Here is a 24,448-nt window from a genome sequence, read left to right on the forward strand (position 1 = left end):
ATGATCGAAACTCGTGATCTGAACCGCCGCGCCCTCATCCGCACCGCCGTCGCCGGCACCGCCGTGGCCACCGGCCTCGCCGCCGCCGGCCGAGCCGCGGCCGCCCCGGCCGCCGACCGCTCCGGCAACGGCACATTCCGATGGTTCGGTACCTCCGGCTGGCGCATCGACGTCAACGGGCGCACGGTCCTCGTCGACCCGTACCTCACGCGCTACCCCACCGGCCTGTTCACCGGCGCGTTCGACCCGGCGACGCCGCTTCAGGCCGACCCCGACGCGATCGGCCCGCGGATCGGCAAGCCGGAGACGGTCCTGGTCACGCACACGCACTGGGACCACTTCAACGACGTACCGCACATCGCGAAGACCGTCGCCGGCGTCCGCGTCCTGGGCACCCTCACCGCCTACCACCTGGCGCTCGCCTCGGGCGTCCCGGGCGGCCAGGCGATCCCGGTCAAGGGCGGCGAGTACCTCGACTTCGGCGACTACACCGTCGAGGTGATCGCGGCGCTGCACAGCCGCAACGCCGCCTACTCGCTCGCGTTCCCGGGCGTGCGGGTCGCCCAGCCGCCGGCCCCGCAGACGATCGCGGACCTGCCGGAGGGCGACACCCTCGCCTACCAGGTGACGATCGCCGGCGGCCCGAAGGTCTTCTTCATGGGCGGCAGCGACTTCGTCGGGCGCAACCTCACCGGCCTGGCCCCGGACGTGGCGATGGTCGCCCTGCCGTCCGGCGGCGTCGTGCACGACTTCACCGCGCGGCTGCTGACGGCGCTGGACCACCCGCGGGTGGTCGTCCCGGTGCACTGGGACAACTTCGAGACCCCGCTGCACAACCCGCCGGCGGTGGCCGCCTCGGACAAGGCGAAGCTCGACGCGTTCGTCGCCGCGATCCACCAGGCCTCGCCGCGCGCCCGGGTGCTGATGCCGGAGTACGACACGCCGTACACCTTCTGACGCCCCCGCGGCCGGGGGAAACGACAGGCGCTTCCCCCGGCCGGGCGGACGGCGTCAGGCCGTGGGCAGTTTGGCGATGAGCGCCTTGGCCTCGTCGATCACCTTCGGCTTGAGCTGGTCCTTCGGCACGAAGCTGGTGCCGAAGGTCACCAGGCTCACCGAGAAGTAGAGGTTGCTGTCGACCAGGCGGATCGTATAGTCGCTGGTCTTCGAGCCGATGTCCCAGTCCCGGTTGGTGCCGTACGACTGCTCGCCCAGGCCGCTCAGGTCGGCGTCGAAGAACCGTTTCTTGTCCGCGTCGTAGCCGACGTCGAAGTAGTCCTTCGCGTCCTCGGCGGTCGCGTACACCTGGGTCTTGATGCCGAAGGTCACCTTCACGCCGGAGGACATGCGCAGATCGAAGTCGCAGTCCGAGCGGGCGACGTCGCCGGTCTTGCGCACGTTCGGCGTGGACTTCTCCTTCTTGGCCGCGTAGGGGCCGAGCGCGGTCAGGTCCGACGAGCACAGGTCGCCCGGCGCGGCGTACTTCGCCGGCGCGGCCGCCTTCGTCGGGGTGGCGCCCTTCGTCGGGGCCCTGGTCGGCAGCGCGGGGCCGGTGGTGGTCGCGCCCGTGGTCGAGGCCGACTGGGCGCTCGGCGTCTCCGGGTCGTCGGAGCTCGTCAGCTGGCGGATGGCCAGCACGCCGCCGACCAGGGCCAGGACCACGACGCCGGCGATCACGCTGATCAGCACCCAGGGCATCGTGCCGCGCGGTCCGCCGGGCGGCGGCCCGGGCGCCTGCCAGGACTGGGTGGGCGGCGGCTGCGGCGGGTACCCGGGGGGCGGCGCGTACTGCGGTGGGTAACCCGGCGCGGCCGGCTGGCCGGGGAAGGCCCCGGTCGGCGGCGGCCCCGGCGGCTGGCTCGGAAAAGCGCCGGTCGGCGGCGGGTACTGCGGCGCCCCGTACTGCGGCTGTGACGGGTGGCCGGGCGCGGCCGGCTCCCCGTACTGCTGCGGCGGGTAGCCCGGCGCGGCCGGCTCCCCGTACTGCTGCGGCGGGTAGCCCGGCGCGGCCGGCTCCCCGTACTGCTGCGGCGGCCGGTAGCCCGGCGCGGCCGGCTCCCCGTACTGCGGCTGCGGCGGGTAGCCGGGCGTGGCCGGCTGGCCCGGGAAGGCACCGGTCGGTGGCCCGGACGGCGCCGGTTGGGCGCCGTAGTACTGGTCGTGGCTGGGTTCACCGCTCGGTGGATAGGTCACGGACGTCACCGTAGTCGATGTCCGCGGTTCGCATTGCCCCGCCGGAGGCCGTCCTCAGGCCGCGCTCACCCGCGCCGCCCGGGTCAGCCGCAGCGCCGGGACCAGCAAGAAGATGCCGCCCTCCGTGGCGGCCATCAGCCGGGGCATCGCCGCGGCCATCCGCTCCCCCGGGTTCCGCGGCGGCGGGGCGTAGTTCATCCGCGGGCGGCCACCCGTGGCGCGCTGCGAGTGAGCGAAAGCCGCTGGTCCCGACCGTAGGATGGCGGCGGTGAAGGTCGCTGCGGCGCTGCGCCGGGACGTGGTCGGGGGCGTGCTGCTGCTCGTGGCGACGGTCGCGGCGCTGGTCTGGGCGAACTCGCGGTGGGCCGCGGCCTACGAGACGCTGCGCGGCACCGAGGTCGGGCCGGCCGCCTGGCATCTACACCTGTCGCTGGCCGTGTGGGCCGCCGACGGGCTGCTCGCGGTGTTCTTCTTCCTCGTCGGCAACGAGCTCAAGCAGGAGTTCGTCCACGGCGAGCTGCGCCACCCGCGCCGGGCGCTGCTCCCGATCGCCGCCGCCCTGGCCGGTGTCGTCGTCCCGGCGCTCGTGTTCACCTTGGTCAACGCCGGGCACGGCGAGGCCGCCGCCGGCTGGGGCATCCCGATGGCGACCGACGTCGCATTCGCCGTCGCCGTGCTGGCCCTGGTCGGCCGCGGGATCCCGCCCGCATTGCGTACGTTCCTGCTGACCCTCGCCGTCGTCGACGACCTCGTCGCCATCGTCGTGATCGCGGTGTTCTACGCGGCCGGGGTGAGCTGGCCGCCGCTCGTGGCCGCGCTGGGCCTGCTCGCCGTGTTCGGGCTGCTGCAGACCGGGCGGGCCGCGGCGTGGCTGCGGGCGCTGCGGGTGCCGGGGTGGGCGGTCGCGGTACCGCTGGCGGTCGCGGTCTGGGTCCTGACGCACGAGAGCGGGGTCCACGCGACGATCGCCGGCGCCGCGCTGGGGCTGCTGATGCGGACCCGGGCCCTGCCGGGCGAGGCGACCGACCCGAGCCACCGGGCCGAGCACCTGCTGCGGCCCGTCACCGCCGCGGTGGTCCTGCCCGTCTTCGCCTTCCTGGCCGCCGGGGTCAGCTTCCGCGCCGCCAGCCCCTTCGGCGACACGGTCACCGTCGGGATCGTCCTCGGGCTCGTCCTCGGCAAGGTCGCCGGGATCGCCGGCGGGGCCTGGCTGACCGCGGCGCTCACGCCGGCCGAGCTCAGCCCCGAGCTGGGCTGGTGGGACATCGTGGGCCTGGCCCAGCTGGCCGGCATCGGCTTCACGATCTCGCTGCTCATGGCCGAGCTGTCCTACGGCAGCCAGCGCCTGCTCGACGACGCCAAGAGCGGCGTGCTCGCGGGCTCCGCGATCGCGACAGTCCTCGCCGGGGCCATCCTGTCGGTCCGCGCGGCCCGGTACCGCCGCCGCGCCCCGCCGGCGTGATGCCGCGCATGTTTGGCCGCTGGCCGGGAAGAATGAAGCCATGTCGGTACCGCAGCGTGTGACGGCGATCAGGCAGGCCCTCGGGGGCGTCGGGGTGTGGACCAACGCGGTGCAGCGGGAGCCCGCCGCCGTGCAGCGCGAGGTGGTGGCCCGCATCGAGGCGCTCGGGTACCGCTCGGTGTGGCAGGGCGAGGTCGTCGGGGCCAACGACGTCTTCGCGCAGGAGGCGGTGTGGCTGGCCGCCACCTCGCGGATCGTGGCCGGCACCGGGATCGCGAACATCTGGGCGCGCCACGGCAGCACGGCCCGCGCCGCGGCGGCCACGCTCGCCGATGCCTGGCCGGGGCGGTTCGTCCTCGGGCTGGGCGTCAGCCACGCGCCGATAGTGGAGCAGTCCGGTCAGGCGTACCGCAATCCGCTGCAGCGCATGCGCGAGTACCTCACGGCGATGGGCGAGACCCCGGCCACCCTGCCCGTCGTCCTCGCCGCGCTCGGCCCGCGCATGCTGGAGCTGGCCGCCGACCGCACCGACGGCGCGCACACGTACTTCGTTCCGCCCGAGCACACCGCCGAGGCCCGCGCCGCGCTCGGCCCCGACCGCCTGCTCATCCCCGAGCAGGCCGTGGTCGTGGAGACGAGCCCGCAGGTGGCGCGCGAGGTGGCGCGGCGGCACACCGTGCGGTACCTGCAGCTGCCGAACTACGTGAAAAACCTCCGCCGCCTGGGGCTCGCCGACGAGGACCTGGCCGGGGCCGGCAGCGACCGGCTCGTCGACGCGATCGTCGCCTGGGGCACCCCGGCGGACATCGTCGAGCGCGTGAAGGCCCACCACGACGCGGGCGCCGACCACGTGCTCGTCCAGCCCCTCGGCGAGGGCCCCAACGACACCCTGCGCCAGCTCGAGGAGCTCGCACCGCTTTTGGGGTGAGGCGACGGTACCTCCGGCCGCCCTACGCTCGGAACCGTGTTGGGACTCCTGGTGCGATTCGACCTGCGCGACGAGGAAGCGGCCCGCGCGTTCGACCGGCTCGCGGCCGAGACGAGCGCGGCGGTCCGGGCGAGCGAGCCGGGCGCCATCGCGTACACCATGCATCACGTCGCCGGCGAGCCGCTCGCCCGGGTCGTCTACGAGCTCTACCGCGACGACGAGGCGCTCGACGAGCACCGGCGGCAGGCGCACACCCGGCGGCTGCTCACCGAGGCCGAGCACTGGGCCGTGCACCGGCGCGTCGAGATGGTCGAGCCGGTCCAGGGGTTCGGGTGACGGGCGGCAGCGCCCCGCTGTCCGGGCAGACCGTGGTGGTGCTCGGCGGCAGCGGCGGCATCGGCCTGGAGACGGCCCGCCAGGCCAGCACGTCCGGGGCCGACGTGCTGCTCGTCGGCCGCGACCAGGACCGCCTCGCCCGGGCCGCGGCGAACCTCGACGCCGCCGGCGTCGCGGCCTTCGACGCCACGGATCCCGAGGCCCTGCAAGGGTTCTTCGCCGAGCGGGCCGAGCCGGTCGACCACGTCATGGTGACCGTGGGCGGCAACTACTACACGCGCCTGGCCGACCTCGACTTCGCGCAGGCCCGCCGCCTCGTCGACGAGCACCTGTGGCTGCCGCTGCACCTCGCCCGCGCCGTCACCGGGAAGATCCGCCCGTCCGGGACGCTGCTGTTCATGGGTGGTACCGGCGGCCGCCGTCCCGGCCCCGGCCAGTTGCTGTCGGGCGCCCTCACCGCCGCGATGCCCGCGCTGGTGGCGAACCTGGCGCTGGAGCTCGCGCCGGTGCGGGTCAACCTCATCGCCGCCGGGTTCGTCGACACCGACCTGTCGGCCCGCCTGCTCGGCGACGACCTCGACGTGCGCCGCGCGGAGCTGCGCGCGCACCTGCCCATCCGCCGCGTGGTCGGCCCGGGCGACGTGGCGGCCCTGGCGGTACACCTGATGACGAACACGGCCCTGACCGGCGCGACCTACGACGTCGACGGCGGCCAGCAGCTCACCTGAAGTCGCCGGCGTGGTCGCGGGCCCACGCGGCGAACGTGCGCGCCGGCCGGCCGGTGACGTCCTGCGCCGTGGTCAGCGAGGTGTCGGCGGGCGCATCGGCGACCGGCGCGTCGACGACCGCCTCGTCGCCGCCGGAGTACGACTCGAAGCCGGTGAGGAAGTCGGCCGAGGCGGCCGCGAAGCCGCCCTGCGCGAGGTACAGCTCCCGGGCCCTTGCCGGCGTGACCACCTCGAGCCGGATGTCGGCCCCGATCGCGCCGGCGATCGACTGGATCTGTTCGCGCCGGCTGATCCAGGCCGGGCCGTTCAGGGTGTACGCCCTGTGCTCATGCCCCTCCCCCAGCAGCGCCACGGTCGCCACGTCGGCGACGTCGCGCTCGTGCACGGGGTGGCCGGCCCAGTCCGGGAACGGGTCGCGCACCACCCGCTCGGCCCGGATCGACGGGCCCCACAGCCACAGCGTGTTGAGCATGAACTCGCCGGGCCGCACGTGCGTCCACTCCAGCCCGGACGCCTCCACCGCCTGCTCCACGGGCAGGTGGAAGTTGGTGTCGTACCCGGTGGTCACCGCCCCCGAGGACAGCGTCACGATCCGGCGGACCCCCGCGCGCCCGGCCAGCGCGACCACCTGCGGCGCCGTCGCCGCGTACGGGAACAGGTACATCCGGTCCACGCCCCGCAGCGCCGGACCCAGGCTGTCCGGCTCGGCCAGGTCGCCCGGGACGACCTCGACGCCGCCGGGCCGGTCGGCGCGCGGCCTGCGACTCATCACCCGCACGTCGACGCCCGCCGCGACGAGCTGCTCCACGACGAGCCGGCCGACGTTCCCGGTGCCCCCGGTCATCAGAATCCGCATCCTTCTGCCTAGCACGGGCTTGACCCTGACGCAGCGTCAACCCTCCATGCTTGCCGCCATGAGCATCCACGTGCAGGGCATCGAGAAGTCGTACCGGCAGCTGATGCGCGAGCGCGGCTGGGCCAGCTGGACCCGCCTGGAGCGCCTGGACGATGCGGGATTCAGCTCAGGTAGGGCGGCCGGGTCGCCGGGGAGCTCGACCGGTCCGGCGGGCGGCTGAGGGACCTGGTGACGGCGTTTCGGTACTGAGCCCGAGCAGCCGGTCGCCGAGGTCCGAGCGGCGGTACAGCACCGACCGCCCGTGCCGCGCCGTGATGAGCAGGCCGCCCGCGTGCAGGGCCCGCAGGTGCTGGTTCACGGCCGACGGCGTCACGCCCAGGCGCGAGGCCAGCTCCGTGGACGAGGCCGGCGTCTCCAGGTGCCGCAGCAGGCCCGCGCGCGTGGCGCCGATGAGCTCGGCGACGGCGCCCGGGGCGGGCAGGGTCTGCGGCTGCCACAGGGTGGCCAGGCCGCGCGCCGCGTACAGGATCATCGGGGGCTCCTCCGGTGCGATCGGGGCCGACGCGTTCCAGGTCCACAGGGTCGGCACCAGGGTCAGGCCGTCGGTGACCACCCGGGTGTAGCGCACCTCGGCGTTCGGCAGCCGGACCTCGACCACGCGGCCGGCGAGGCGCACGGTGCCCGACAGCTCCGCGAACATCGCCGCCGGGCCGCCCTGGGCGAGGCGGCGGCCCCGGTACGTCACGTCGCCCTCGAGCAGCGCCCGCATCCGGGGCCAGTGCGGCGCGAAGCATCGCTGCCAGTAGTCGCGCAGCGCGGCGACGATGCGGGCGAGCACGCGCGGGCCGGAGCCCCGCAGCGGCGGCGGCAGCGGGGTGGTCCCGTGCACGGCCCGCAGGTCGCGGCGCACGGCGGCCGGGTCGGTGCCGGCCAGCCGGGCCAGCTCGTCGTCGAGACGGGTCAGCGGCGAGTGCGGGCGCGGGCTGAGGAAGTCGGGCGTCCAGCCGCGCTCGTTGGTGAGGGCGAGCAGGACGGCGTCGTCGAGCTGGTCGCGTACCGACGCCAGATCCCGCAGCCAGGGCAGGTGCAGCGGGAAGAGGCCGGGGTGCCGCCAGGCGCGCAGGGACAGGACGAGCTCGTTCAGCGGCGACACCGCGAACCGGACGTCGCCCAGGTCCGTGCCGCCCAGCTCGTACCTGATCATGAAGCACAACGCTACATCGTTATGGCCCGGGAGCGGGAGGCTGCGATAACTGCGGGCATGTGTTACGACGAGAGCGACCTCGTACCCGTGCCGCCCGGCGAGGAGCATCCGGTCCGCGGGGCCGAGCTCGAGCTGACCGCCGCCGACGGCAGCCGGGTGGCCGCGTTCCTGGCACGGCCCGAGCGACCGGCCGGGCCCGCGATCGTCCTGCTGCCCGACGCCGGCGGCCTCGACCCGTTCTACCGCGAGCTGGCGGGGAGGTTCGCCGGGCTCGGGCACCCCACGCTCGCGATCGACTACTACGGCCGCACGGCCGCGTCACCCGCGCGCGACGGCCGCTTCGACTACCTGCCGCACCAGCGGCGGCTCCTCCGCGACACGATGCTGCTCGACGTGGCCGCCGCGGTGCAGCGCCTCGGCGGCCGGCCCTACGTGCTCGGCTTCTGCCTCGGCGGGGCCACCGCGCTGCTGGCCGGTACCACCGGCATCGACGTCGCCGGCGTCGTCGCGTTCTACCCGTGGACCGGCGACCTGGGCCGCGAGCCGGCGCTGCCCGACGCGTTCGTCGCCGGCGTGCGGGTCCCCGTGCTCGGGCTCTTCGGCGGCGCCGACGAGGTCGTTCCGGCCGCCGTCCCGCGGGCGTTCGACGAACATTTGACTGCGGCGGGTGTACCGCATGAGCTCGTCGTCTATCCCGGAGCGCCGCACGGGTTCTTCGAGCGGCACTACCTCGACCGGGAGGTGCGGCCGGATACCGTGGACGACGTCTGGCGCCGGCTGGCGGCGTTCCTCGTTTGACCCGGTCGCGGCGGGGCACGGGGACCGCATGCCCGCTTCGGACAACCGCTCGGTGGCCCGCATCACGGCGATCGTCATCGCGATGGTGCTCTCGACGGGGCTGGCGTTGCTGCTGCTGTACCAGATGCGCCAGGTGCTGGTGTGGATCGTCGTCGCCGCGCTGTTCGCCACCGCGCTGCATCCGCTCGCCGACTGGGTCGAGCGGCACGTGACGTGGTGCAGGCGCTGGCTGTCCACGCTCGTGGTGTTCCTGGCCGTCTTCGCGCTGCTGGGCGGGCTCGTCGCGCTGTTCGTCACGCCCCTGGTGCACGAGGGGGCGCGGTTCGCCGACGAGGCACCGCAGCTGATCGCGGACGCCCGGGCCGGGCGCGGGCCGGTGGGCGACGTGCTGCGGCGGTTCCACGTGCTGCAGTGGGTGCAGCAGCACCGGGAACAGATCCAGCAGTACGTGCGCAGCTTGGGCGGCGGCACCCTCGCCTTCGCCCGCTCGGCGGCCACCACCGTCGCCGGCATCGTGACGATCTTCGTGCTGTCGTACCTGATGGTGCTCGAGGCGCCGAAGCTCCTCGCCGCGTTCCTGGCGCTGTTCGCGCCCGAGCGCGCCGAGCGCGTCCGCCGGGTCGGGCGGGACTGCGCGAAGACCATCACCGGGTACATCAGCGGCAACCTCCTCATCAGTTTGATCTGCGGCCTGCTGACGTACGTCGTGCTGCTCGTCATCGGCGTGCAGTTCGCGGGGCTGATCGCCGTGTTCGTCGCGGTGGCCGACCTGATCCCGCTGGTGGGGGCGACGCTGGGCGCGGTGGTCGCGGCCGTGGCCGGGTTCGTGCACTCCGTGACCGCGGGCATCGTCGTGGTCGTCTTCTTCGTCGTGTACCAGCAGCTGGAGAACCACCTGCTGCAGCCGGTGATCCTCTCGCGAACGGTCAAGCTCAACCCGCTCACGGTGCTGATCGCCATCCTCGCCGGCGTCGACCTGGCCGGCATCCTGGGCGCGCTGCTGGCCATCCCCGTCGCCGGGATGATCCAGATCATCGTGCGCGACGTCTGGGACACCCACCGCGGCGGCCTCAAGCCCGCGGCGACGGTCGGCGAGGAGCAAACCCCGGCTAGTTCTTCCGGAGAATCTCCCGGCCCTGCTCGGCGGCGCGGCTGATGCTCTCGCCGACGAAGTCGACGAAGTCGGCGATGTTCGCCAGGCGGGCCGCGGCCGGGCTGTCGGGGCCGAGGACCTCCACGCCCTGCCGGGCGGTCTCGGCGAGGCGGGCGTTGGCGCGGACGGTGGCCATCATCGACTGGTACCAGACGTCGTCGTCGACGATGTACCGCTCGCGGCGCCGTTCGTCGCGGTCGCGGCGCACGAGGCCCTGACGCTCCAGGAAGGCGACCGCCTTGGAGACCGACGCCGGGCTGACCTGGAGGCGCGCGACGAGCCCGGCCGCGGTGAGGCTGCCCGCGTCGGTGGTGTAGAGGCAGGTCAGGACCCGGGCCATCATCCGGGGCAGGCCCGACTGCATCAGCAACGTCGTGAACCGCTCCTCGTAGTCGCGCACGGCCCCGGCGTCGCGGCCGCGGGGCGGTGCCGGCCGCGGACCCCGCGGCGCCGTCGGCCGGCGCCGGTGGGCGCGCTGCTCGGTGGCCCGGTGGGCCGGCTCGGCGCGGTAGGCGGTGGGGCCGCCGTTGCGCATCACCTCGCGCGTGATCGTCGACGTGGGCCGGTCGAGGCGCCGGGCGATCTCCGCGTAGGCGAGCCCCTCGGCCACGCCCAGCGCGATCTGCTGCCGGTCCTGCTGGCTGAGCCGCACCGCGGTCTCCCTCCGCCTCGTCACCGTGCGCGAGCTTAGCGTTCACCGGCCACTCAACGCAACGAACGTTGCGTTGATTACTCAGCTGTCGCAATGAAATAGTGGGCCTGAGCTGGCGTTATGTTGAATCATCGTTGCCCATTCAATGAACGCAACGTAGCGTTTCCGTCGTCAGAAACCACGAGGACGGGGACGGCGGACATGAGCACCGAGCAGCACTACCGGACGGCCGAACAACTCCTGCGCCGCCCGGCGTACCCCGGCGAGCTCGTCGCCGGCGACAAGATCAGGCCGCAGTGGGTCGACGGCGGGTTCTGGTACACCGCGAACGGCCGGTTCCTGCGCGTCGACCCGGCCGCGGGCACCCGCGAGCCCTGCTTCGACCACGACCGGCTCGCCGCCGCCCTGGCCGCCGCGGCCGGTCAGCCGGTCGACCCGGAGGCGCTGCCGTTCGCGGCGATCGTGCCCGCCGGCGACGCCGTGGAGTTCTTCGCGCTCGGCGAGTACTGGCGCTGCGACCTGGACGGCTACGCCTGCGAGCGGGCCACGTTCATGCCGCCGGGCAACCCCCTCGAGGTGCCGTCGCCCGACGGGACGGTCGCGGTGTCGCGGCGCGGGCACGACCTGTGGGCCCGCGCCCGCGCCGACGGCCGCGAGTGGGCGCTGACCACCGACGGCGAGGCCCACTACGGGTACGGCAGCGGCCCCGAATGCACCGGCAACGCCACGCTGCTGCGCAAGATCGGCCTGCCGCACCTGCCGCCGGCGATCGCCTGGTCGCCGGACTCGAGCCGGGTGCTGGCCCACCGCACCGACGAGCGCCACGTGCGCGAGACCCACCTCGTCGAGGCCCGGCCGGCCGACGGCGGGCCGCCGCGCACGCATCCGCAGCGGTACGCCTACCCCGGCGACGAGCACCTCCCGCTCGCCGAGCTCGTGGTGCTGGACGTCGCGACCGGCACCGTGGTCCGCGCGCAGACCGAGCCGCTGCTCATGCCGCAGCTGTCACCCATCATGACCAAGTGGGCCTGGTGGGCCGCGGACGGTTCGGCCGTGTACTTCCTCGGCCAGGCCCGCGACCGCCACACCCTCGCGCTGCACCGCCTGGACCCGGCCACCGGCGCCGTCACCACCGTGCTCAGCGAGGCCGGCGACACCCGGGTGGAGCCCAACCAGTGGGCCTACGAGCCGCCGATCGTACGCGTGCTGGCCGACGAGGTGCTGTGGTACTCCCAGCGTGACGGCTCCGGCCACCTGTACCGCTACGACCGGCACACCGGCGCGCCGCTGGGCCGGGTCACCTCCGGGCCCTGGTCGGTGCGGCAGATCCTGCACGTCGACGAGGCGGAGCGCACGGTGTACTTCACCGCCGCCGGCCTCGTCGAGGCCGACCCGTACCGGCGCACGGTGTGCCGGGCCGGCCTGGACGGCACCGGCTTCGCCCGGCTGACCGACGACGAGCTCGACCACGTCGTGACGCTGCCCGGGCACCGGGGGTACTTCGTCGACAGTGCGTCCACAGTGGACACCGCGCCGGTGACCACCGTCCGCGACTGGACCGGGCGCGTGCTGGTCGAGCTCGAGCGGGCCGACATCACCCGGCTCCGGGCCACCGGCTGGACCCCGGCCGAGCGCTTCCGCGTCAAGGCGGCCGACGGCGTGACGGACGTCTACGGGGTGCTGTACCGCCCGCACGGCTTCGACCCCGCGCGCCGCTACCCGGTCGTGGACAGCCTCTACCCGGGCCCGCAGGTCGGCCGGGTCGAGCCCGGCTTCGACCCCGGCGGCATGGGCCTGGACGCCGAGCCCCTCGCCGCGCTCGGGTTCGTGGTCGTCGCGCTCGACGGGCGCGGCACGCCGGGGCGCGGCAAGGCCTTCCACGACGCCTCCTACGGCCGCCTCGGCGACGCCGGGGGCCTGGCCGACCACGTCGCCGCGCTGCGACAGCTCGCCGCGGACCGGCCGTGGATGGACCTCGACCGGGTCGGCGCGTTCGGGCACTCCGGCGGCGGGTTCGCCGCGGCGCGGGCGATGCTGGACTTCCCCGCGGTGTACCGGGCCGGCGTCGCCCTGGCCGGCTCGCACGACGCCCGCTGCTTCAACGCGGGCTTCGTGGAGTCCTACGACGGCGCGGACGACCCGGACGCCTGGGCCCGGACGTCCAATGTGGACCTCGCCGACCGGCTGGCCGGCCCGCTGCTGCTCGTCCACGGCGAGCTCGACGACCAGGTCCACCCGGACCACACGCTGCGCCTGGCCGACCGGCTCATCGCCGCGGACAAGGACTTCGAGCTGCTCATCGTGCCCGGGGCCGAGCACACGTTCCTGGACTGCCTCGCGTACGTGCGCAAGCGCTGCTGGGACTTCCTGGTGCGCGAGCTGATGGGCACCCCGCCGCCCGCGTACCGCCCCGCCGCCATCCCGGTCGGCCCGGAGATGCTCGCCGAGATGTTCGCCTGAGCCACGACACGCCGACACGACATCTGGTGTTTCCAATTCTCCGGCAGCCCTATATATAGTGATGACCGCAGCTGGTTCGGCCGCCCGCCCAGGGCGGCCGAGGCAAGAGGGAACCCGGTGCGAGTCCGGGACTGCCCCGCAGCGGTCAGTGGGAACGATCGCCGTCATGTGCACTGGGCCCGATCAGGCCTGGGAAGCGACGGTCAGTAGGCATGCGCTCGGCGCCCACGAGTCCGAAGACCTGCCAGCGCGCCGCGCACCGCCCGGTGCGCGGCGGTCGAAGGCCGCGCGGGACGGCCGACGCCACGAGCCGGACCCTGGCCGCATGCCGCCGCAGGGGTCCCGGCGGCGTCCCCGCGCGCTCCTTCGGCCCTCCGACCTGAGGCGAGAAAGGGCACGCGGATGCAGGTAAGCAAGCGCAACGGCGACACCGAGGCCGTTGACGTGAACAAGATCGTGCGCGCGGTCGAGCGGTGGGCCGGCGACCTGGACGAGGTCGACCCGCTGCGCGTCGCGACCCGCACGATCAGCGGGCTGTACGACGGGGCGAGCACCGCCGAGCTGGACAAGCTGTCGATCCAGACGGCGGCGGAGCTCATCGGGGAGGAGCCGCAGTACTCGCGGCTGGCCGCGCGGCTGCTGGCCGCGTACGTGGACAAGGAGGTGCGCGGCCAGGGCGTCGCGAGCTTCAGCCAGTCGATCCGCTACGGCCACCAGCTCGGCCTGATCGGCGACGACACCGCCGCGTTCGTCGCCGCGAACGCGCGCAAGCTCGACGACGCCGTCGACCTCGACGGGGACCTGCGGTTCGAGTACTTCGGCCTGCGCACGGTCGCCGACCGCTACCTGCTGCGCCACCCCGAGGCCCGCCTGGTCGTGGAGACGCCGCAGTACTGGCTGCTGCGCGTGGCCTGCGGCCTGTCGCAGACCCCGGGCGAGGCGATCGGGTTCTACCGCCTCATGTCCTCCCTGGCCTACCTCCCGAGCTCGCCGACCCTGTTCAACTCCGGCACGCGGCACACGCAGATGTCGTCGTGCTTCCTCGTCGACTCGCCCCGGGACGAGCTCGACTCCATCTACGAGCGCTACCACCAGGTCGCGCGGCTGTCGAAGTTCTCCGGCGGCATCGGGATCTCGTGGTCGCGCGTGCGCGGGCGGGGCGCGCTCATCCGCGGTACCAACGGGCTATCCAACGGCATCGTGCCCTTTCTCAAGACGCTGGACGCGGGTGTCGCCGCGGTGAACCAGGGCGGGCGGCGCAAGGGCGCGGCGTGCGTGTATCTGGAGCCGTGGCACCCGGACGTCGAGGAGTTCCTGGAGCTGCGGGACAACACCGGCGAGGACGCCCGCCGCACCCACAACCTCAACCTCGCCAACTGGGTGCCGGACGAGTTCATGCGCCGCGTCGAGGCCGACGGCGACTGGTCGCTGATCGACCCCACCGACGCCCCCGAGCTGCCGGACCTCCACGGCGAGGCGTTCGACGCGGCCTACCGCGCGGCCGAGAAGAAGGCGGTGCGCACCGTCAAGGCCCGCGATCTCTACGGCCGCATGATGCGCACCCTCGCCCAGACCGGCAACGGCTGGATGACGTTCAAGGACCGCGCCAACGCCCTGTCCAACCAGACCGGTGGCCCGCGCAACACCATCCACCTGTCGAACCTGTGCACCGAGATCCTCGAGGTCAGCAGCGACGACGAGACCGCCGTGTGCAACCTCGGCTCGATCAACCTCGGCGCGCACGTGACCGGTGCGGGCGTCGACTGGGAGCGACTGCGGGAGACGGTCCGCACCGCCGTGGTCTTCCTCGATCGCGTCATCGACATCAACTACTACCCTTCGCGGCAGGCGGGGGCGTCCAACCCGCGGTGGCGGCCGGTCGGCCTCGGCCTGATGGGCCTGCAGGACGCCTTCTTCGCGCTGAAACTACCGTTCGACTCGGCGGCCGCGCGGGCGTTGTCCACAGCGGTGCAGCAGGAAATTCTGCTCACCGCACTGGAGACGTCGGCGGAACTGGCCGCGCGGTTCGGCCCGCACCCGGCGTACGCCGAGACCAGAGCGGCCGCGGGCGTGCTGCACCCGGACCTGTGGGGCGTTACCACGGATGACGAGCGCTGGGCCGCGCTGCGCACACAGATCGCGGAAAACGGCCTGCGCAACTCGCTGCTCGTGGCGATCGCGCCCACCGCGACCATCGCCTCGATCGCCGGCTGCTACGAGTGCATCGAGCCCCAGGTGTCCAACCTGTTCAAGCGCGAGACGATGTCGGGCGAGTTCCTGCAGATCAACTCCTACCTGGTGCGCGAGCTCAAGACCCGCGGCCTCTGGACGCCGGAGGTCCGCGAGCAGATCAAGCGCGCCGAGGGCTCGGTGCAGGGCATCGGCGAGCTGCCGGCCGACGTCCGCGACCTGTACCGCACCGCGTGGGAGCTGCCGCAGCGCGCCCTGATCGACCTGGCCGCCGCGCGGGCGCCGTACATCGACCAGTCGCAGTCGCTGAACCTGTTCATGAGCGCGCCCACGATCGGCAAGCTCTCCTCGATGTACCTGCACGCCTGGAAGTCCGGCCTGAAGACCACCTACTACCTGCGCTCCCGCCCGGCGACGCGCATCCAGCAGGCGACGGTCCCGCTCATCGCGGTGGCCTGCTCCCTGGAGAGCCCCGAGTCGTGCGAGGCCTGCCAGTGAGCGGTCCGGAGCGCAGCGGAGGGGCCGCTCACCAGAGGCTCAGCCTTCTCGCGCCGGTACCGGAGCCTGCGGAGGTGCCGGCGCGCCTGTTGGACCCCGGCCTGGACCTGACCCTGCGGCCCATGCGGTACCCGCGCTTCTTCGACCGGTACAAGGACGCCATCAAGAACACGTGGACCGTCGAGGAGGTGGACCTGCACAGCGACCGCCCGGACCTGGACCGGCTGACCCCGGCCGAGCGGCACCTGGTCTCGCGGCTGGTCGCCTTCTTCGCCACCGGCGACACGATCGTCGCGAACAACCTCGTGCTGAACCTGTACCAGCACGTGAACTCGCCGGAGGGGCGGCTGTACCTCTCGCGCCAGCTGTTCGAGGAGGCCGTGCACGTCCAGTTCTACCTGAACCTGCTCGACACCTACGTGCCCGACGAGGCCGAGCGCGTCGCGGCCTTCGCGGCCGTGGACAACATCCCGTCGATCGCGCGCAAGGCGGCATTCTGCTTCAAGTGGATCGACTCCGTCTTCGCGCTGCGCTCGCTGCGGACCCGCGACGACCGGCGCGCCTTCCTGCTCAACGTCATCTGCTTCGCCGCGTGCATCGAGGGCCTGTTCTTCTACGGCGCCTTCGCGTACGTGTACTACCTGCGCTCGCGCGGCCTGCTGCACGGCCTCGCCTCGGGCACCAACTGGGTGTTCCGCGACGAGTCGATGCACATGGCGTTCGCCTTCGACGTCGTGGACACCGTCCGCGCCGAGGAGCCGGACCTGTTCGACGACACGATGGCCGCGCAGGTGCGCGACATGCTGGCCGAGGCGGTCGAGTGCGAGGTCCAGTTCGCCGCGGACCTGCTCGAGCAGGGCGTCTCGGGCCTGTCCCTGACGGACATGCGCGAGTACCTGCAGCACGTGGCCGACCGCCGCCTGGCGACGCTGGGCATCGAGCCGCTGTACGGCAGCCGCAACCCGTTCGCGTTCATGGAGCTGCAGGACGTGCAGGAGCTGTCCAACTTCTTCGAACGCCGGGTCTCGGCCTACCAGCACGGCGTGACGGGCACGGTGACCTTCGACGACGACTTCTGACCCCGCGAGCGCCGGTGGTGGCGTGTCTTCCTAAAGCTGACCGCCGGCCTCCGGCCCGCCCACCGCGACGCCGAGATCGATGCTCGCCGAGTCCCGCCCCAGCAGGATGCGGCTGAGGTCGCGGGCGTGGATCGGCGGCAGGTATCCACCGACACACCGAACACGTTCCGGGTGAACGCCGGCGTCAGTACCGCAACGCCGTCACCAGGTCCGTCAGCGCCCGAGCTCGCCGCGGCACCCCGCCGAACACCGCCGCGACGAGGGCGACGCCCGGCTGAGCACGCAGCCGGGCCCGCGCCGCGCTCCCGCGTCATGGGCCGGCGGCACTGTGAGCGCACCGCCGGCCCGTGAGAGCTCAGGACTTGCGGAACGTCTGCGCGCCGCTGCCGTTGCAGTCCCAGATCTGCAGCCGCGTCCCGTTGGCCGTGGCGCCGCCCGGCGTGTCTAGGCACCGGCCCGACTGCGGGTTGCGCAGGGTGCCGTTGCCGCCGTCGACCCATGCCTGGGCCGGGTTGCCCGTGCAGTCGTGCAGCTGCAGGACGGTACCGTTGCCGGTTCCGCCGCCGGCGATGTCGAGGCACTTGCCGAGCGTCGTCAGCGCCGAGCCGGTCCATTTCCAGTTCTGGTCGCGCGCCGCGTCCTGGCAGTCCCACAGCAGCACGGCCGCGCCGTCGCCGCCCGTGTCGTCGCCGGCCACGTCCACGCACTTGCCGGCCGGGCCGACGATGTTGGAGGCGCCGCCGTTGTACGGGAACGCCTGCGCGCCCGAGCCGTTGCAGTCCCAGATCTGCAGCCGGGTGCCGTTGGCGGTGCTGCCCGACGGCGAGTCCAGGCACCGGCCCGAGCCGACGTTCACGAGCGTCCCGCCGGGGGTCGTGCGCCACTGCTGGTTGGCGCCGCCGTGGCAGTCCCACAGCTGCAGCTTCGCGCCGCCCGCGGTGGAGGCGTCGGCGACGTCCAGGCACCGGCCCAGGGTCTGCAGCGTGCCGTTGTTCTTCAGCACCCAGTGCTGGTCGACCGCCCACGACTGGCAGTCCCAGAGCTGCACGGCCGTGCCGTTGCCGCCGGTGTCGTCGCCGGCGACGTCCACGCACTTGCCGCCGGGACCGAGCACGTTGTACCCGGTGCCGCTCGAACCGCCGCCGCCCGGGCCCTTGTTGTACACGGCCACCGAGTCGACCACGAGCGACGCGCCCGACACGGTCGACGCGTTTGGGCCGCCGCCGAACGCGTCCGGGAAGCCGCCGCCGATCGCGAGGTCGTAGATGATGAAGAACGGGTGGTCGACGGCGTTGGACCAGGTGGTCGCGTCGACCTGGCCGGCGTTGAGCGTGAAGAAGTTGCCGCCGTCGAAGTAGAAGCGGATCTGCTCGGGCGACACCGAGCGGTCGACCTCCACGGCGTAGTCGTGGAACCCGGTCTGGCAGCCGGGGCAGCCGCGCTCGCCGCTGCCGAGGCCGGTGCTCTCGTTGCACGGGCCGCCCGGGTTGACGCCGCAGTGCAGGGTGCTGAAGAGCGAGCTGCGGCCGTTGATGTCCTCCATGACGTCGATCTCGCCCGAGTCCGGCCACGGCACGCCGGCCCGCAGCGGGGCGCCGAGCATCCAGAAGGCGGGCCAGTACCCGGCGCCGTTGGCCGTGTTCACGTCCGGCTGCTGCAGCCGGGACTCGACGCGCATGACGCCGCCCGGGGCCGCGCCGAAGGTGGCGGCCTGCGTCTCGATCCGGCCCGACGTCCAGCCCGACCGGGCGTCGGAGCCGCTGTGCAGGGCGGTCAGCAGCAGGTGCCCGGCGCCGTCGTGGTGGACGTTGGCGGTACTGCTCGTCATGGTCTCGATCTCGCCGGTGCCGAAGTTCGAGCCCGGGCCGGTGTCGTACTTCCAGACGTTGGTGTCGAGCCCCGAGCCGGCCGGCCCGTCGAACTCGTCGCTCCACGTGAGGGTGAAGCCCGGCGGCGCCGGGTTGGTGGTGGCGTTGGCGGCGATGGTGGCGGTGACGGCGTAGTACGCCGGTACCGCGACGACGGCGGCAAGCAGGGCCGCCTGGAGCTTCCTGCGCATCGACTGACCTCTCCCGCGCTCCTGAGAGCGCTCTCTGTCAGCTTTGTTTACAGTTTCGTTCGCGCCATGTCAACAAGCGTCTATACGACGGTGCGAGCGGGCCGGCGGGACTCTTGCGCGGCTACTTTTTTCAGACTATAAAACAACCATTGAACCAACGGTTGGAGCAACGGTGGCGAAGAAGGCTTCGGTCAAGGACGTGCGGCGGCGCAACCGCGCGCTGATCCTGCGGCACGTCTGGCTCAACGGACCCACCTCGCGCAGCGAGGTCGGCACGGCGACCGGGCTCTCCCCCGCCACCGTGACAAACGTGATGAACGAGCTGCTCGCCGAGGGCACGGTCCGCGAGGAGGGCTTCCACGACTCCGAGGGCGGCCGGCGCCGCGCCATCGTCCGGGTCGCCCACGACGCCGGGCTCGTGGTCGGGGCGGACGTCGGCGAGACCCAGATCGGCGTGGAGGTGTTCGACCTCGGGCTCAATCGCCTCGCCGCCCGGGTGTACCCGTTCAAGAGCCGCCGCATCGAGGTCGGCGAGGCCCGCACGGCGATCGCCGACCAGGTCGCCTCGATGCTCGCGGAGCTCGGCGTCGGCAGCGCCGACGTGGTCGGGCTCGGCCTCGGCGTCCCGGGGATCGTCGAGGAGGACCGGCAGCTGGTGCACGCCGAGGTCGTCGGCTGGCACGGCGCGGACTTCGCGGGCTTCGGCAACGAACTGGGCGGCGACGACCGCGACGGGCCCGGCAAAGGGCGCGGCGAAGGACCCGGCATCCCGGTCTACATCGACAACGGCGCGAAGTCGACCACCCAGGCCGAGGCCTGGTACGGCGCCGCCCGCGACGCCGAGCACGCCGTCATGGTGCTCATCGGCGAGGGCGCCGGCGCCGGCATCATCACCGACGGCCGGCTCTACCGCGGCTCGTCCAGCAGCGCCGGCGAGTGGGGCCACACGAAGATCAGCCTGGACGGCCCGCACTGCCGGTGCGGGCGCGCCGGCTGCGTCGAGACCTTCGTCGGCGCGTCGGCGGTACTCAATCAGTGGCGCGGGCCCGACGAGACGTGGCTCGGCCGCGAGACCGAGGGCGTCGAGGCGATCCTGACCGCGTGGCGCGGCGGCGATCCCGCGGCCCAGCGGGCGATCGACGGCCTGGTGCGCCACCTCGGGCTCGCCCTGTCCAACCTCGTCAACCTCTACAACCCCGAGAAGATCATCGTCGGCGGCTGGTTCGGGGACCGGATCGCCGCCGAGCTACTGGACGAGCTGCAGGTCGCCGTGCGCGCCGACTCGCTCGCCCAGCCGGGCGGCGAGGTCGTCCTCGTGCGCTCCCAGCTCGGCCCCGAGGCCGCCGTCCGCGGCGCCGCCACCCTGCCCATCAGCCAGCTCATCGAGACCGGCGCCGGCGTCGAGCGCCTGCGCTGACCCGGCACACCCTCCCGCCGCCGCTATGCCGGTGGCGCGGTGCCGTACACCCGAAAACACCCCAGAAAAGGACACCCAATGCTGCGACGACTGCTCGTCCTGGCCTCCGTCCTGGCCACCGCGGCCTGCACCCAGGCCGCCCCGGCCACCCAGGACACCGGCAATCCGGGCAAGGACCTCACCATCGCCTTCCTGATGCCCTGCTCCACCTGCGCCGACCGTTTCGAGAGCAAGGACAAGCCGTACTTCGAGGAGGCCGTGAAGGCCATCGACCCGAACATCAAGGTGATCGCCGGCAACGCCCAGGGCGACGCCGCCGTCCAGCTGCAGCAGGCCGAGTCGGCGCTGACCAACGGGGCCAAGGTGATCGTGGTCAGCCCGTTCACGGCCGAGGCCGGCGCGTCGATCGTGGCCAAGGCCGACGCCGCCGGGGCCCGGGTGATCGCCTACGACGGGGCGATCGAGGGCGCGGTGCCGGCCGCGTACGTCTCGTTCCAGAACGAGAAGGTCGGCGAGCTGCAGGGGCAGTACCTGCTCGACAAGCTGCCGCCGGGCGCCACCGTGGCGATGATCAACGGTGACATCACCTCGGCCCCGGGCCGCGAGTTCAAGGCCGGCGCGCACAAGATCCTCGACCCGGCGTTCCAGTCCGGCCGGCTCAAGCTCGGCTACGAGTCCGACACGCCCGGCTTCGACCCGGCCAAGGGCCAGCAGGCGATGGAGCAGGGGCTGACCAAGCTCGCCGACAACGTCCAGGGCGTCGTCGCCCCCAACGACGGGCTCGCCAACGCCGTCATCACCGCGCTCACCGCCCGCAAGCTCAACGGCAAGGTCCTCGTCACCGGCCAGGACGCCACCGACGCGGGCCTGGGCAGCATCCTGGCCGGCAACCAGTCGATGACCGTGTACAAGTCGATCCGGGCCGAGGCGACCGCGACCGCGCAGATCGCCGTCGCGCTGGCCAAGGGCGACGCCGCCGGGGTCACCGGGCTGACCACGAGCACCGTCGACAACGGCACCGGCAAGGTCCCGGCGCTGCTGCTCGACCCGGTCGCGGTCACCAAGGAGAACATCGCCGACGTGGTGATCAAGGACGGGTACAGCACGAAGGACAAGATCTGCGCGGGACTGGCGGCGGACAAGTGCAGCCTGTAGGTCCCCCGACCCTCGAGCTCCGCGGCGTGGTCAAGCGGTACGGCCGCGTCGCGGCGCTCACCGACGTCGGCTTCACGGCCACCGCCGGCGAGGTGGTGGCCCTGGTCGGCGACAACGGCGCCGGCAAGTCGACGCTCGTCAAGGCCATCGCCGGCACCCACCGCATCGACGCCGGGCAGATCCTGCTCGACGGGGAGCCGGTGACCGTCGGCTCCCCCAAGGAGGCCTCGGCGCTGGGCATCGAGACCGTCTACCAGGACCTGGCCCTGTGCGACAACCTCGACGTGACCGCCAACCTGTACCTCGGGCGGGAGCGGCGCCGCCGGTACTCGCCGCTGCTGGACCGGGAGGCGATGCAGGCCTATGCCGCAGGGGTCATCGCCGACCTCGCCGCCCACCTGCCCGACCTGGACAAGCCGGTCTCCGCGCTGTCCGGCGGGCAGCGGCAGGCGATCGCGGTCAGCCGGGCCGCGCTCTGGGGCTCCCGGATCGTGCTGCTCGACGAGCCGACCGCGGCGCTCGGGGTGGCGCAGACGGCGATGGTGTACGACCTCATCCGCCGCCTGCGCGACCGCGGACTGGCCGTCGTGGTCATCTCCCACAACATGGCCGACGTGTTCGCCGTGGCCGACCGGATCAGCGTGCTGCGCCTGGGCCGCAACGCCGGGGAGTTCCGCCCCGGCGCCGACACCACCGACGACGTGGTCGCCGCCATCACCGGGAGCCGCTCATGATCCGCCGGGCGAGCGGGACCACCACCGTCCTGGTCGGGCTGGTCGTGGTGTGGGCGCTGTTCCAGGCGCTCAACCACAACTTCCTGTCCGCACGCAACCTGTCCAACCTGCTGCTGCAGATCGCGGTGCTCGGCACCCTCGCCGTCGGCATGGTGCTGGTGCTCGTCCTCGGCGAGATCGACCTGTCGGTCGGCGCGGTCGCCGGCGTCAGCGCCGCGGTCCTGGCCCGGCTGATCGCCGACCACGGGGCGCCGCCGTGGCTCGCCATCGCCGCCGCCGTGCTCGCCGGCGCGGTGATCGGCCTCCTGCACGGCGTCGTCATCACCGCGGCCGGCATCCCGTCGTTCATCATCACCCTCGCCGGCCTGCTCGTCTGGCAGGGCGTGCAGCTCGCGCTGGTCGGCGACGGCGGGCAGATCCCGATCCGGGACACCGCGATCCGCTCGATCGCCTCCAGCTACGTCGTGCCCGGCTTCGGCTGGGTGCTCGCGCTGCTGGTCGTCGCCGGCTTCGCGGGCCTGCGGGCGCTGCGGCGGCGGCGCCGCGCCCGGCACGGCCTGGCCAACCCGCCCGCGCGGGCCGAGGTCATCGCCGTGGCGGCCGTGGCGGTGCTCGTCGGCGCCGTGACGTGGCTGCTGAACTCGTACTTCGGGATCCCCTGGGTCTTCGTCCTGCTCCTGGCGCTGGCGGGGGCGGCCGGCGTGCTCATGACCGGCACCCCGTTCGGGCGGCACGTCACCGCGATCGGCGGCAACCGGGAGGCGGCCCGCCGCGCCGGCATCCCGGTCGCGCGCACGGTGGTCGTGGTCTTCGTGCTCGTCTCGGCGATCGCCGCGCTCGCGGGAGTCGTCGAGGCGTCCCGGCAGTTCTCCGCGTCCAACGCCCTCGGCGGCGGAACCCTGCAGCTCAACGCGATCGCGGCGGCCGTGATCGGCGGGACCAGCCTCTTCGGCGGCCGCGGGCGCATCTCCCACGCGATCCTCGGCGCCCTCGTCGTCGGCAGCGTGCAGAACGGCCTCGACCTGCTCGGCGAGCCGGCCGCCGTGAAGAACATCGCCACCGGCGTCATCCTCGTCGTCGCCGTCGTGCTCGACGCGGTGGGCCGCCGCCGGCGCCTCGCCCGCGGCTCCGCCGAATAGCTCCTCGCAGAAAGGCACAACCATGCGCTTCCCCGACGGATTTCTGTGGGGTGCGGCCACCGCCGCGTACCAGATCGAGGGCGCCGTCGCCGAGGACGGCCGCGGACCGTCCATCTGGGACACGTTCAGCCACACCCCGGGCGCGGTCCGGCGCGGCGACACCGGCGACATCGCCTGCGACCACTACCACCGCTGGCGCGACGACCTCGACCTGCTGGCCGGGCTCGGCGTCGGCGCCTACCGCTTCTCGGTCGCCTGGCCCCGCGTCTTCCCGTCCGGCGCCGGCGCGGTCAACCCGGCCGGCCTGGACTTCTACGACCGGCTCGCCGACGGGCTGCTGGAGCGCGGCATCACCCCGATGGTGACGCTGTACCACTGGGACCTCCCCCAGGCCCTGCAGGACCGCGGCGGCTGGGCGAACCGCGACACCGCCGAGCACTTCGCGGACTACGCGGCCACGGTGCACGAACGCCTCGGCGACCGGATTCCGTACTGGCTCACGCTGAACGAGCCCTACTGCGCCGCCGTCGTCGGGCACCTCGAGGGCCGTCACGCCCCCGGGCTGCGCGACGAGCGGGTCGCCGTCACCGCGGTACACCATCTGCTCCTGGCCCACGGCCGGGCCGTCGCGGCCCTGCGCGCCGGCGGGGTGCGCGGGCAGGTCGGCATCACCTGCAACCTGACGTCCGTGCACCCCGCGACCGCCGACCCGGCCGACCTCGCCGCCGCGCGCCGCCTCGACCTGCACGAGAACCGGATGTACCTCGACCCGCTGTTCCGCGGCGCCTACCCCGACGACGCCGCCGCGCACTACGCCCCGGTCACGGACTTCGGCTTCGTCCACGACGGCGACCTCGAGGCGATCGCGGCACCGCTGGACTTCTTCGGCATCAACTACTACGAGCGCCACCACGCCCGCGCCGACCCGGCCGACCCGGACCGCGGCTGGCTGCGGGTCCCGCCCGAGCACCCGACGGTGACCGGCATCGGCGTGCACCCGGAGGGCCTCACCGAGATCCTGCGGCGGGTGGCGAAGGAGTACACGCCGCTCCCCCTCGTCGTCACCGAGACCGGCCTGGCCCTGCACGACTACCCGGGCCCCGACGGGGAGATCGCCGACGACGAGCGGATCGCGTTCTTCGACGGCCACATCCGCGCGGCCCACGAGGCGCTGGACGGGGGCGTGCCGCTGTTCGGCTTCTTCCCGTGGTCGTTCGTCGACAACTTCGAGTGGGCCTCGGGCTACGGCGTGCGCTACGGCATCTACTACGTCGACTACCCCACCCAGTCGCGCCGGCCGAAGCGCAGCGCCCACTGGTACGCCGGCGTCATCCGCGACAACGGCCTCGTATCAGATCCCCTCCGGCCGCATCCGTCATGAGGAAGCGCGCATGACCTGACAGGGGG

At 73.2% G+C, this 24,448-nt stretch carries 21 protein-coding genes and 1 riboswitch; of the genes, 15 read left to right on the plus strand and 6 right to left on the minus strand.

Annotation, left to right across the window (positions count from 1 at the left end; genetic code table 11):
- Window positions 1-957: an MBL fold metallo-hydrolase gene (locus ACPPVO_RS32130; protein WP_426502289.1), complete on the plus strand. Its 957-nt coding sequence runs from the start codon at window positions 1-3 to the stop codon at window positions 955-957.
- A 54-nt stretch (window positions 958-1,011) separates the two neighbouring features.
- Here the strand turns inward: ACPPVO_RS32130 and ACPPVO_RS32135 are convergent, their stop codons facing one another.
- Both ACPPVO_RS32135 and ACPPVO_RS32140 read right to left on the minus strand, forming a co-directional pair.
- Window positions 1,012-2,193: a hypothetical protein gene (locus ACPPVO_RS32135; RefSeq protein WP_426502290.1), complete on the minus strand. Its 1,182-nt coding sequence runs from the start codon at window positions 2,191-2,193 to the stop codon at window positions 1,012-1,014.
- A gap of 54 nt (window positions 2,194-2,247) precedes the next feature.
- Complete coding sequence (locus ACPPVO_RS32140) at window positions 2,248-2,391, minus strand: hypothetical protein (RefSeq protein WP_426502291.1); 144 nt, start codon at window positions 2,389-2,391, stop codon at window positions 2,248-2,250.
- Between the two features lie 61 nt (window positions 2,392-2,452).
- On the opposite strand from ACPPVO_RS32140, the gene nhaA reads away from it, so the two are divergent.
- From nhaA to ACPPVO_RS32160, 4 genes are read left to right on the plus strand one after another with little or no spacing between them, the layout of a single operon-like run.
- Window positions 2,453-3,655 (plus strand): Na+/H+ antiporter NhaA, encoded by a 1,203-nt coding sequence (nhaA, locus tag ACPPVO_RS32145; RefSeq protein WP_426502292.1) that lies wholly within the window; start codon window positions 2,453-2,455, stop codon window positions 3,653-3,655.
- 40 nt (window positions 3,656-3,695) lie between these two features.
- Window positions 3,696-4,583, plus strand: coding sequence for a TIGR03620 family F420-dependent LLM class oxidoreductase (locus ACPPVO_RS32150; protein WP_426502293.1), 888 nt, complete (start codon window positions 3,696-3,698; stop codon window positions 4,581-4,583).
- Between the two features lie 36 nt (window positions 4,584-4,619).
- On the plus strand, window positions 4,620-4,919 hold the full coding sequence (locus tag ACPPVO_RS32155; RefSeq protein WP_360383194.1) for a putative quinol monooxygenase: 300 nt from the start codon (window positions 4,620-4,622) through the stop codon (window positions 4,917-4,919).
- Window positions 4,916-5,647, plus strand: a complete 732-nt coding sequence (locus ACPPVO_RS32160; RefSeq protein WP_426502294.1) for an SDR family oxidoreductase — start codon at window positions 4,916-4,918, stop codon at window positions 5,645-5,647. The genes ACPPVO_RS32155 and ACPPVO_RS32160 overlap by 4 nt, the downstream gene beginning before the upstream one ends.
- On the opposite strand, the gene ACPPVO_RS32165 is transcribed toward ACPPVO_RS32160, so the two are convergent.
- Together ACPPVO_RS32165 and ACPPVO_RS32170 are read right to left on the minus strand one after the other, a co-directional pair.
- On the minus strand, window positions 5,640-6,491 hold the full coding sequence (locus tag ACPPVO_RS32165) for an NAD(P)H-binding protein (RefSeq protein ID WP_426502295.1): 852 nt from the start codon (window positions 6,489-6,491) through the stop codon (window positions 5,640-5,642). The two genes, ACPPVO_RS32160 and ACPPVO_RS32165, sit on opposite strands and share 8 nt — an antisense overlap.
- Window positions 6,492-6,669: 178 nt before the next feature.
- Window positions 6,670-7,707, minus strand: coding sequence for a helix-turn-helix domain-containing protein (locus tag ACPPVO_RS32170; protein WP_426502296.1), 1,038 nt, complete (start codon window positions 7,705-7,707; stop codon window positions 6,670-6,672).
- Between the two features lie 57 nt (window positions 7,708-7,764).
- Between ACPPVO_RS32170 and ACPPVO_RS32175 the strand changes: the two genes are divergently transcribed.
- Together ACPPVO_RS32175 and ACPPVO_RS32180 are read left to right on the plus strand one after the other, a co-directional pair.
- Window positions 7,765-8,505, plus strand: a complete 741-nt coding sequence (locus tag ACPPVO_RS32175; RefSeq protein WP_426502297.1) for a dienelactone hydrolase family protein — start codon at window positions 7,765-7,767, stop codon at window positions 8,503-8,505.
- 28 nt (window positions 8,506-8,533) lie between these two features.
- Entirely contained in the window at window positions 8,534-9,661 is a 1,128-nt protein-coding gene (locus tag ACPPVO_RS32180) for an AI-2E family transporter (protein ID WP_426502298.1), read from the plus strand.
- On the opposite strand, the gene ACPPVO_RS32185 is transcribed toward ACPPVO_RS32180, so the two are convergent.
- Window positions 9,615-10,334, minus strand: coding sequence for a helix-turn-helix domain-containing protein (locus ACPPVO_RS32185; protein ID WP_426502299.1), 720 nt, complete (start codon window positions 10,332-10,334; stop codon window positions 9,615-9,617). The genes ACPPVO_RS32180 and ACPPVO_RS32185 overlap by 47 nt on opposite strands.
- 177 nt (window positions 10,335-10,511) lie before the next feature.
- On the opposite strand from ACPPVO_RS32185, the gene ACPPVO_RS32190 reads away from it, so the two are divergent.
- From ACPPVO_RS32190 to ACPPVO_RS32200, 3 genes are all read left to right on the plus strand, one after another.
- Window positions 10,512-12,770: a DPP IV N-terminal domain-containing protein gene (locus tag ACPPVO_RS32190; protein WP_426502300.1), complete on the plus strand. Its 2,259-nt coding sequence runs from the start codon at window positions 10,512-10,514 to the stop codon at window positions 12,768-12,770.
- Between the two features lie 55 nt (window positions 12,771-12,825).
- A riboswitch (cobalamin riboswitch) is annotated at window positions 12,826-13,033 on the plus strand.
- A 139-nt stretch (window positions 13,034-13,172) separates the two neighbouring features.
- Window positions 13,173-15,458, plus strand: coding sequence for a ribonucleoside-diphosphate reductase subunit alpha (locus tag ACPPVO_RS32195; protein WP_426502301.1), 2,286 nt, complete (start codon window positions 13,173-13,175; stop codon window positions 15,456-15,458).
- Between the two features lie 74 nt (window positions 15,459-15,532).
- Window positions 15,533-16,537 (plus strand): ribonucleotide-diphosphate reductase subunit beta, encoded by a 1,005-nt coding sequence (locus ACPPVO_RS32200; protein ID WP_426502302.1) that lies wholly within the window; start codon window positions 15,533-15,535, stop codon window positions 16,535-16,537.
- A 355-nt stretch (window positions 16,538-16,892) separates the two neighbouring features.
- On the opposite strand, the gene ACPPVO_RS32205 is transcribed toward ACPPVO_RS32200, so the two are convergent.
- Window positions 16,893-18,596 (minus strand): ricin-type beta-trefoil lectin domain protein, encoded by a 1,704-nt coding sequence (locus ACPPVO_RS32205; RefSeq protein ID WP_426502303.1) that lies wholly within the window; start codon window positions 18,594-18,596, stop codon window positions 16,893-16,895.
- A gap of 172 nt (window positions 18,597-18,768) precedes the next feature.
- Between ACPPVO_RS32205 and ACPPVO_RS32210 the strand changes: the two genes are divergently transcribed.
- The 5 genes from ACPPVO_RS32210 to ACPPVO_RS32230 all read left to right on the plus strand — a co-directional run bounded on the left by ACPPVO_RS32210 (window position 18,769) and on the right by ACPPVO_RS32230 (window position 24,422).
- Window positions 18,769-20,013: an ROK family protein gene (locus tag ACPPVO_RS32210; RefSeq protein WP_426502304.1), complete on the plus strand. Its 1,245-nt coding sequence runs from the start codon at window positions 18,769-18,771 to the stop codon at window positions 20,011-20,013.
- A 78-nt stretch (window positions 20,014-20,091) separates the two neighbouring features.
- Complete coding sequence (locus tag ACPPVO_RS32215; protein ID WP_426502305.1) at window positions 20,092-21,168, plus strand: sugar ABC transporter substrate-binding protein; 1,077 nt, start codon at window positions 20,092-20,094, stop codon at window positions 21,166-21,168.
- 26 nt (window positions 21,169-21,194) lie between these two features.
- Window positions 21,195-21,902: an ATP-binding cassette domain-containing protein gene (locus ACPPVO_RS32220; RefSeq protein WP_426502306.1), complete on the plus strand. Its 708-nt coding sequence runs from the start codon at window positions 21,195-21,197 to the stop codon at window positions 21,900-21,902.
- A complete protein-coding gene (locus ACPPVO_RS32225; RefSeq protein ID WP_426502307.1) occupies window positions 21,899-23,041 on the plus strand; it encodes a sugar ABC transporter permease in 1,143 nt (380 codons plus the stop codon). Before ACPPVO_RS32220 ends, ACPPVO_RS32225 begins: the two co-directional genes overlap by 4 nt.
- 22 nt (window positions 23,042-23,063) lie before the next feature.
- Window positions 23,064-24,422, plus strand: a complete 1,359-nt coding sequence (locus ACPPVO_RS32230; RefSeq protein WP_426502308.1) for a GH1 family beta-glucosidase — start codon at window positions 23,064-23,066, stop codon at window positions 24,420-24,422.
- The last annotated feature ends 26 nt before the right edge of the window (window positions 24,423-24,448 follow it).

The sequence above is a fragment of the Dactylosporangium sp. McL0621 genome (genome assembly GCF_049995355.1).
Lineage (GTDB): Bacteria > Actinomycetota > Actinomycetes > Mycobacteriales > Micromonosporaceae > Dactylosporangium.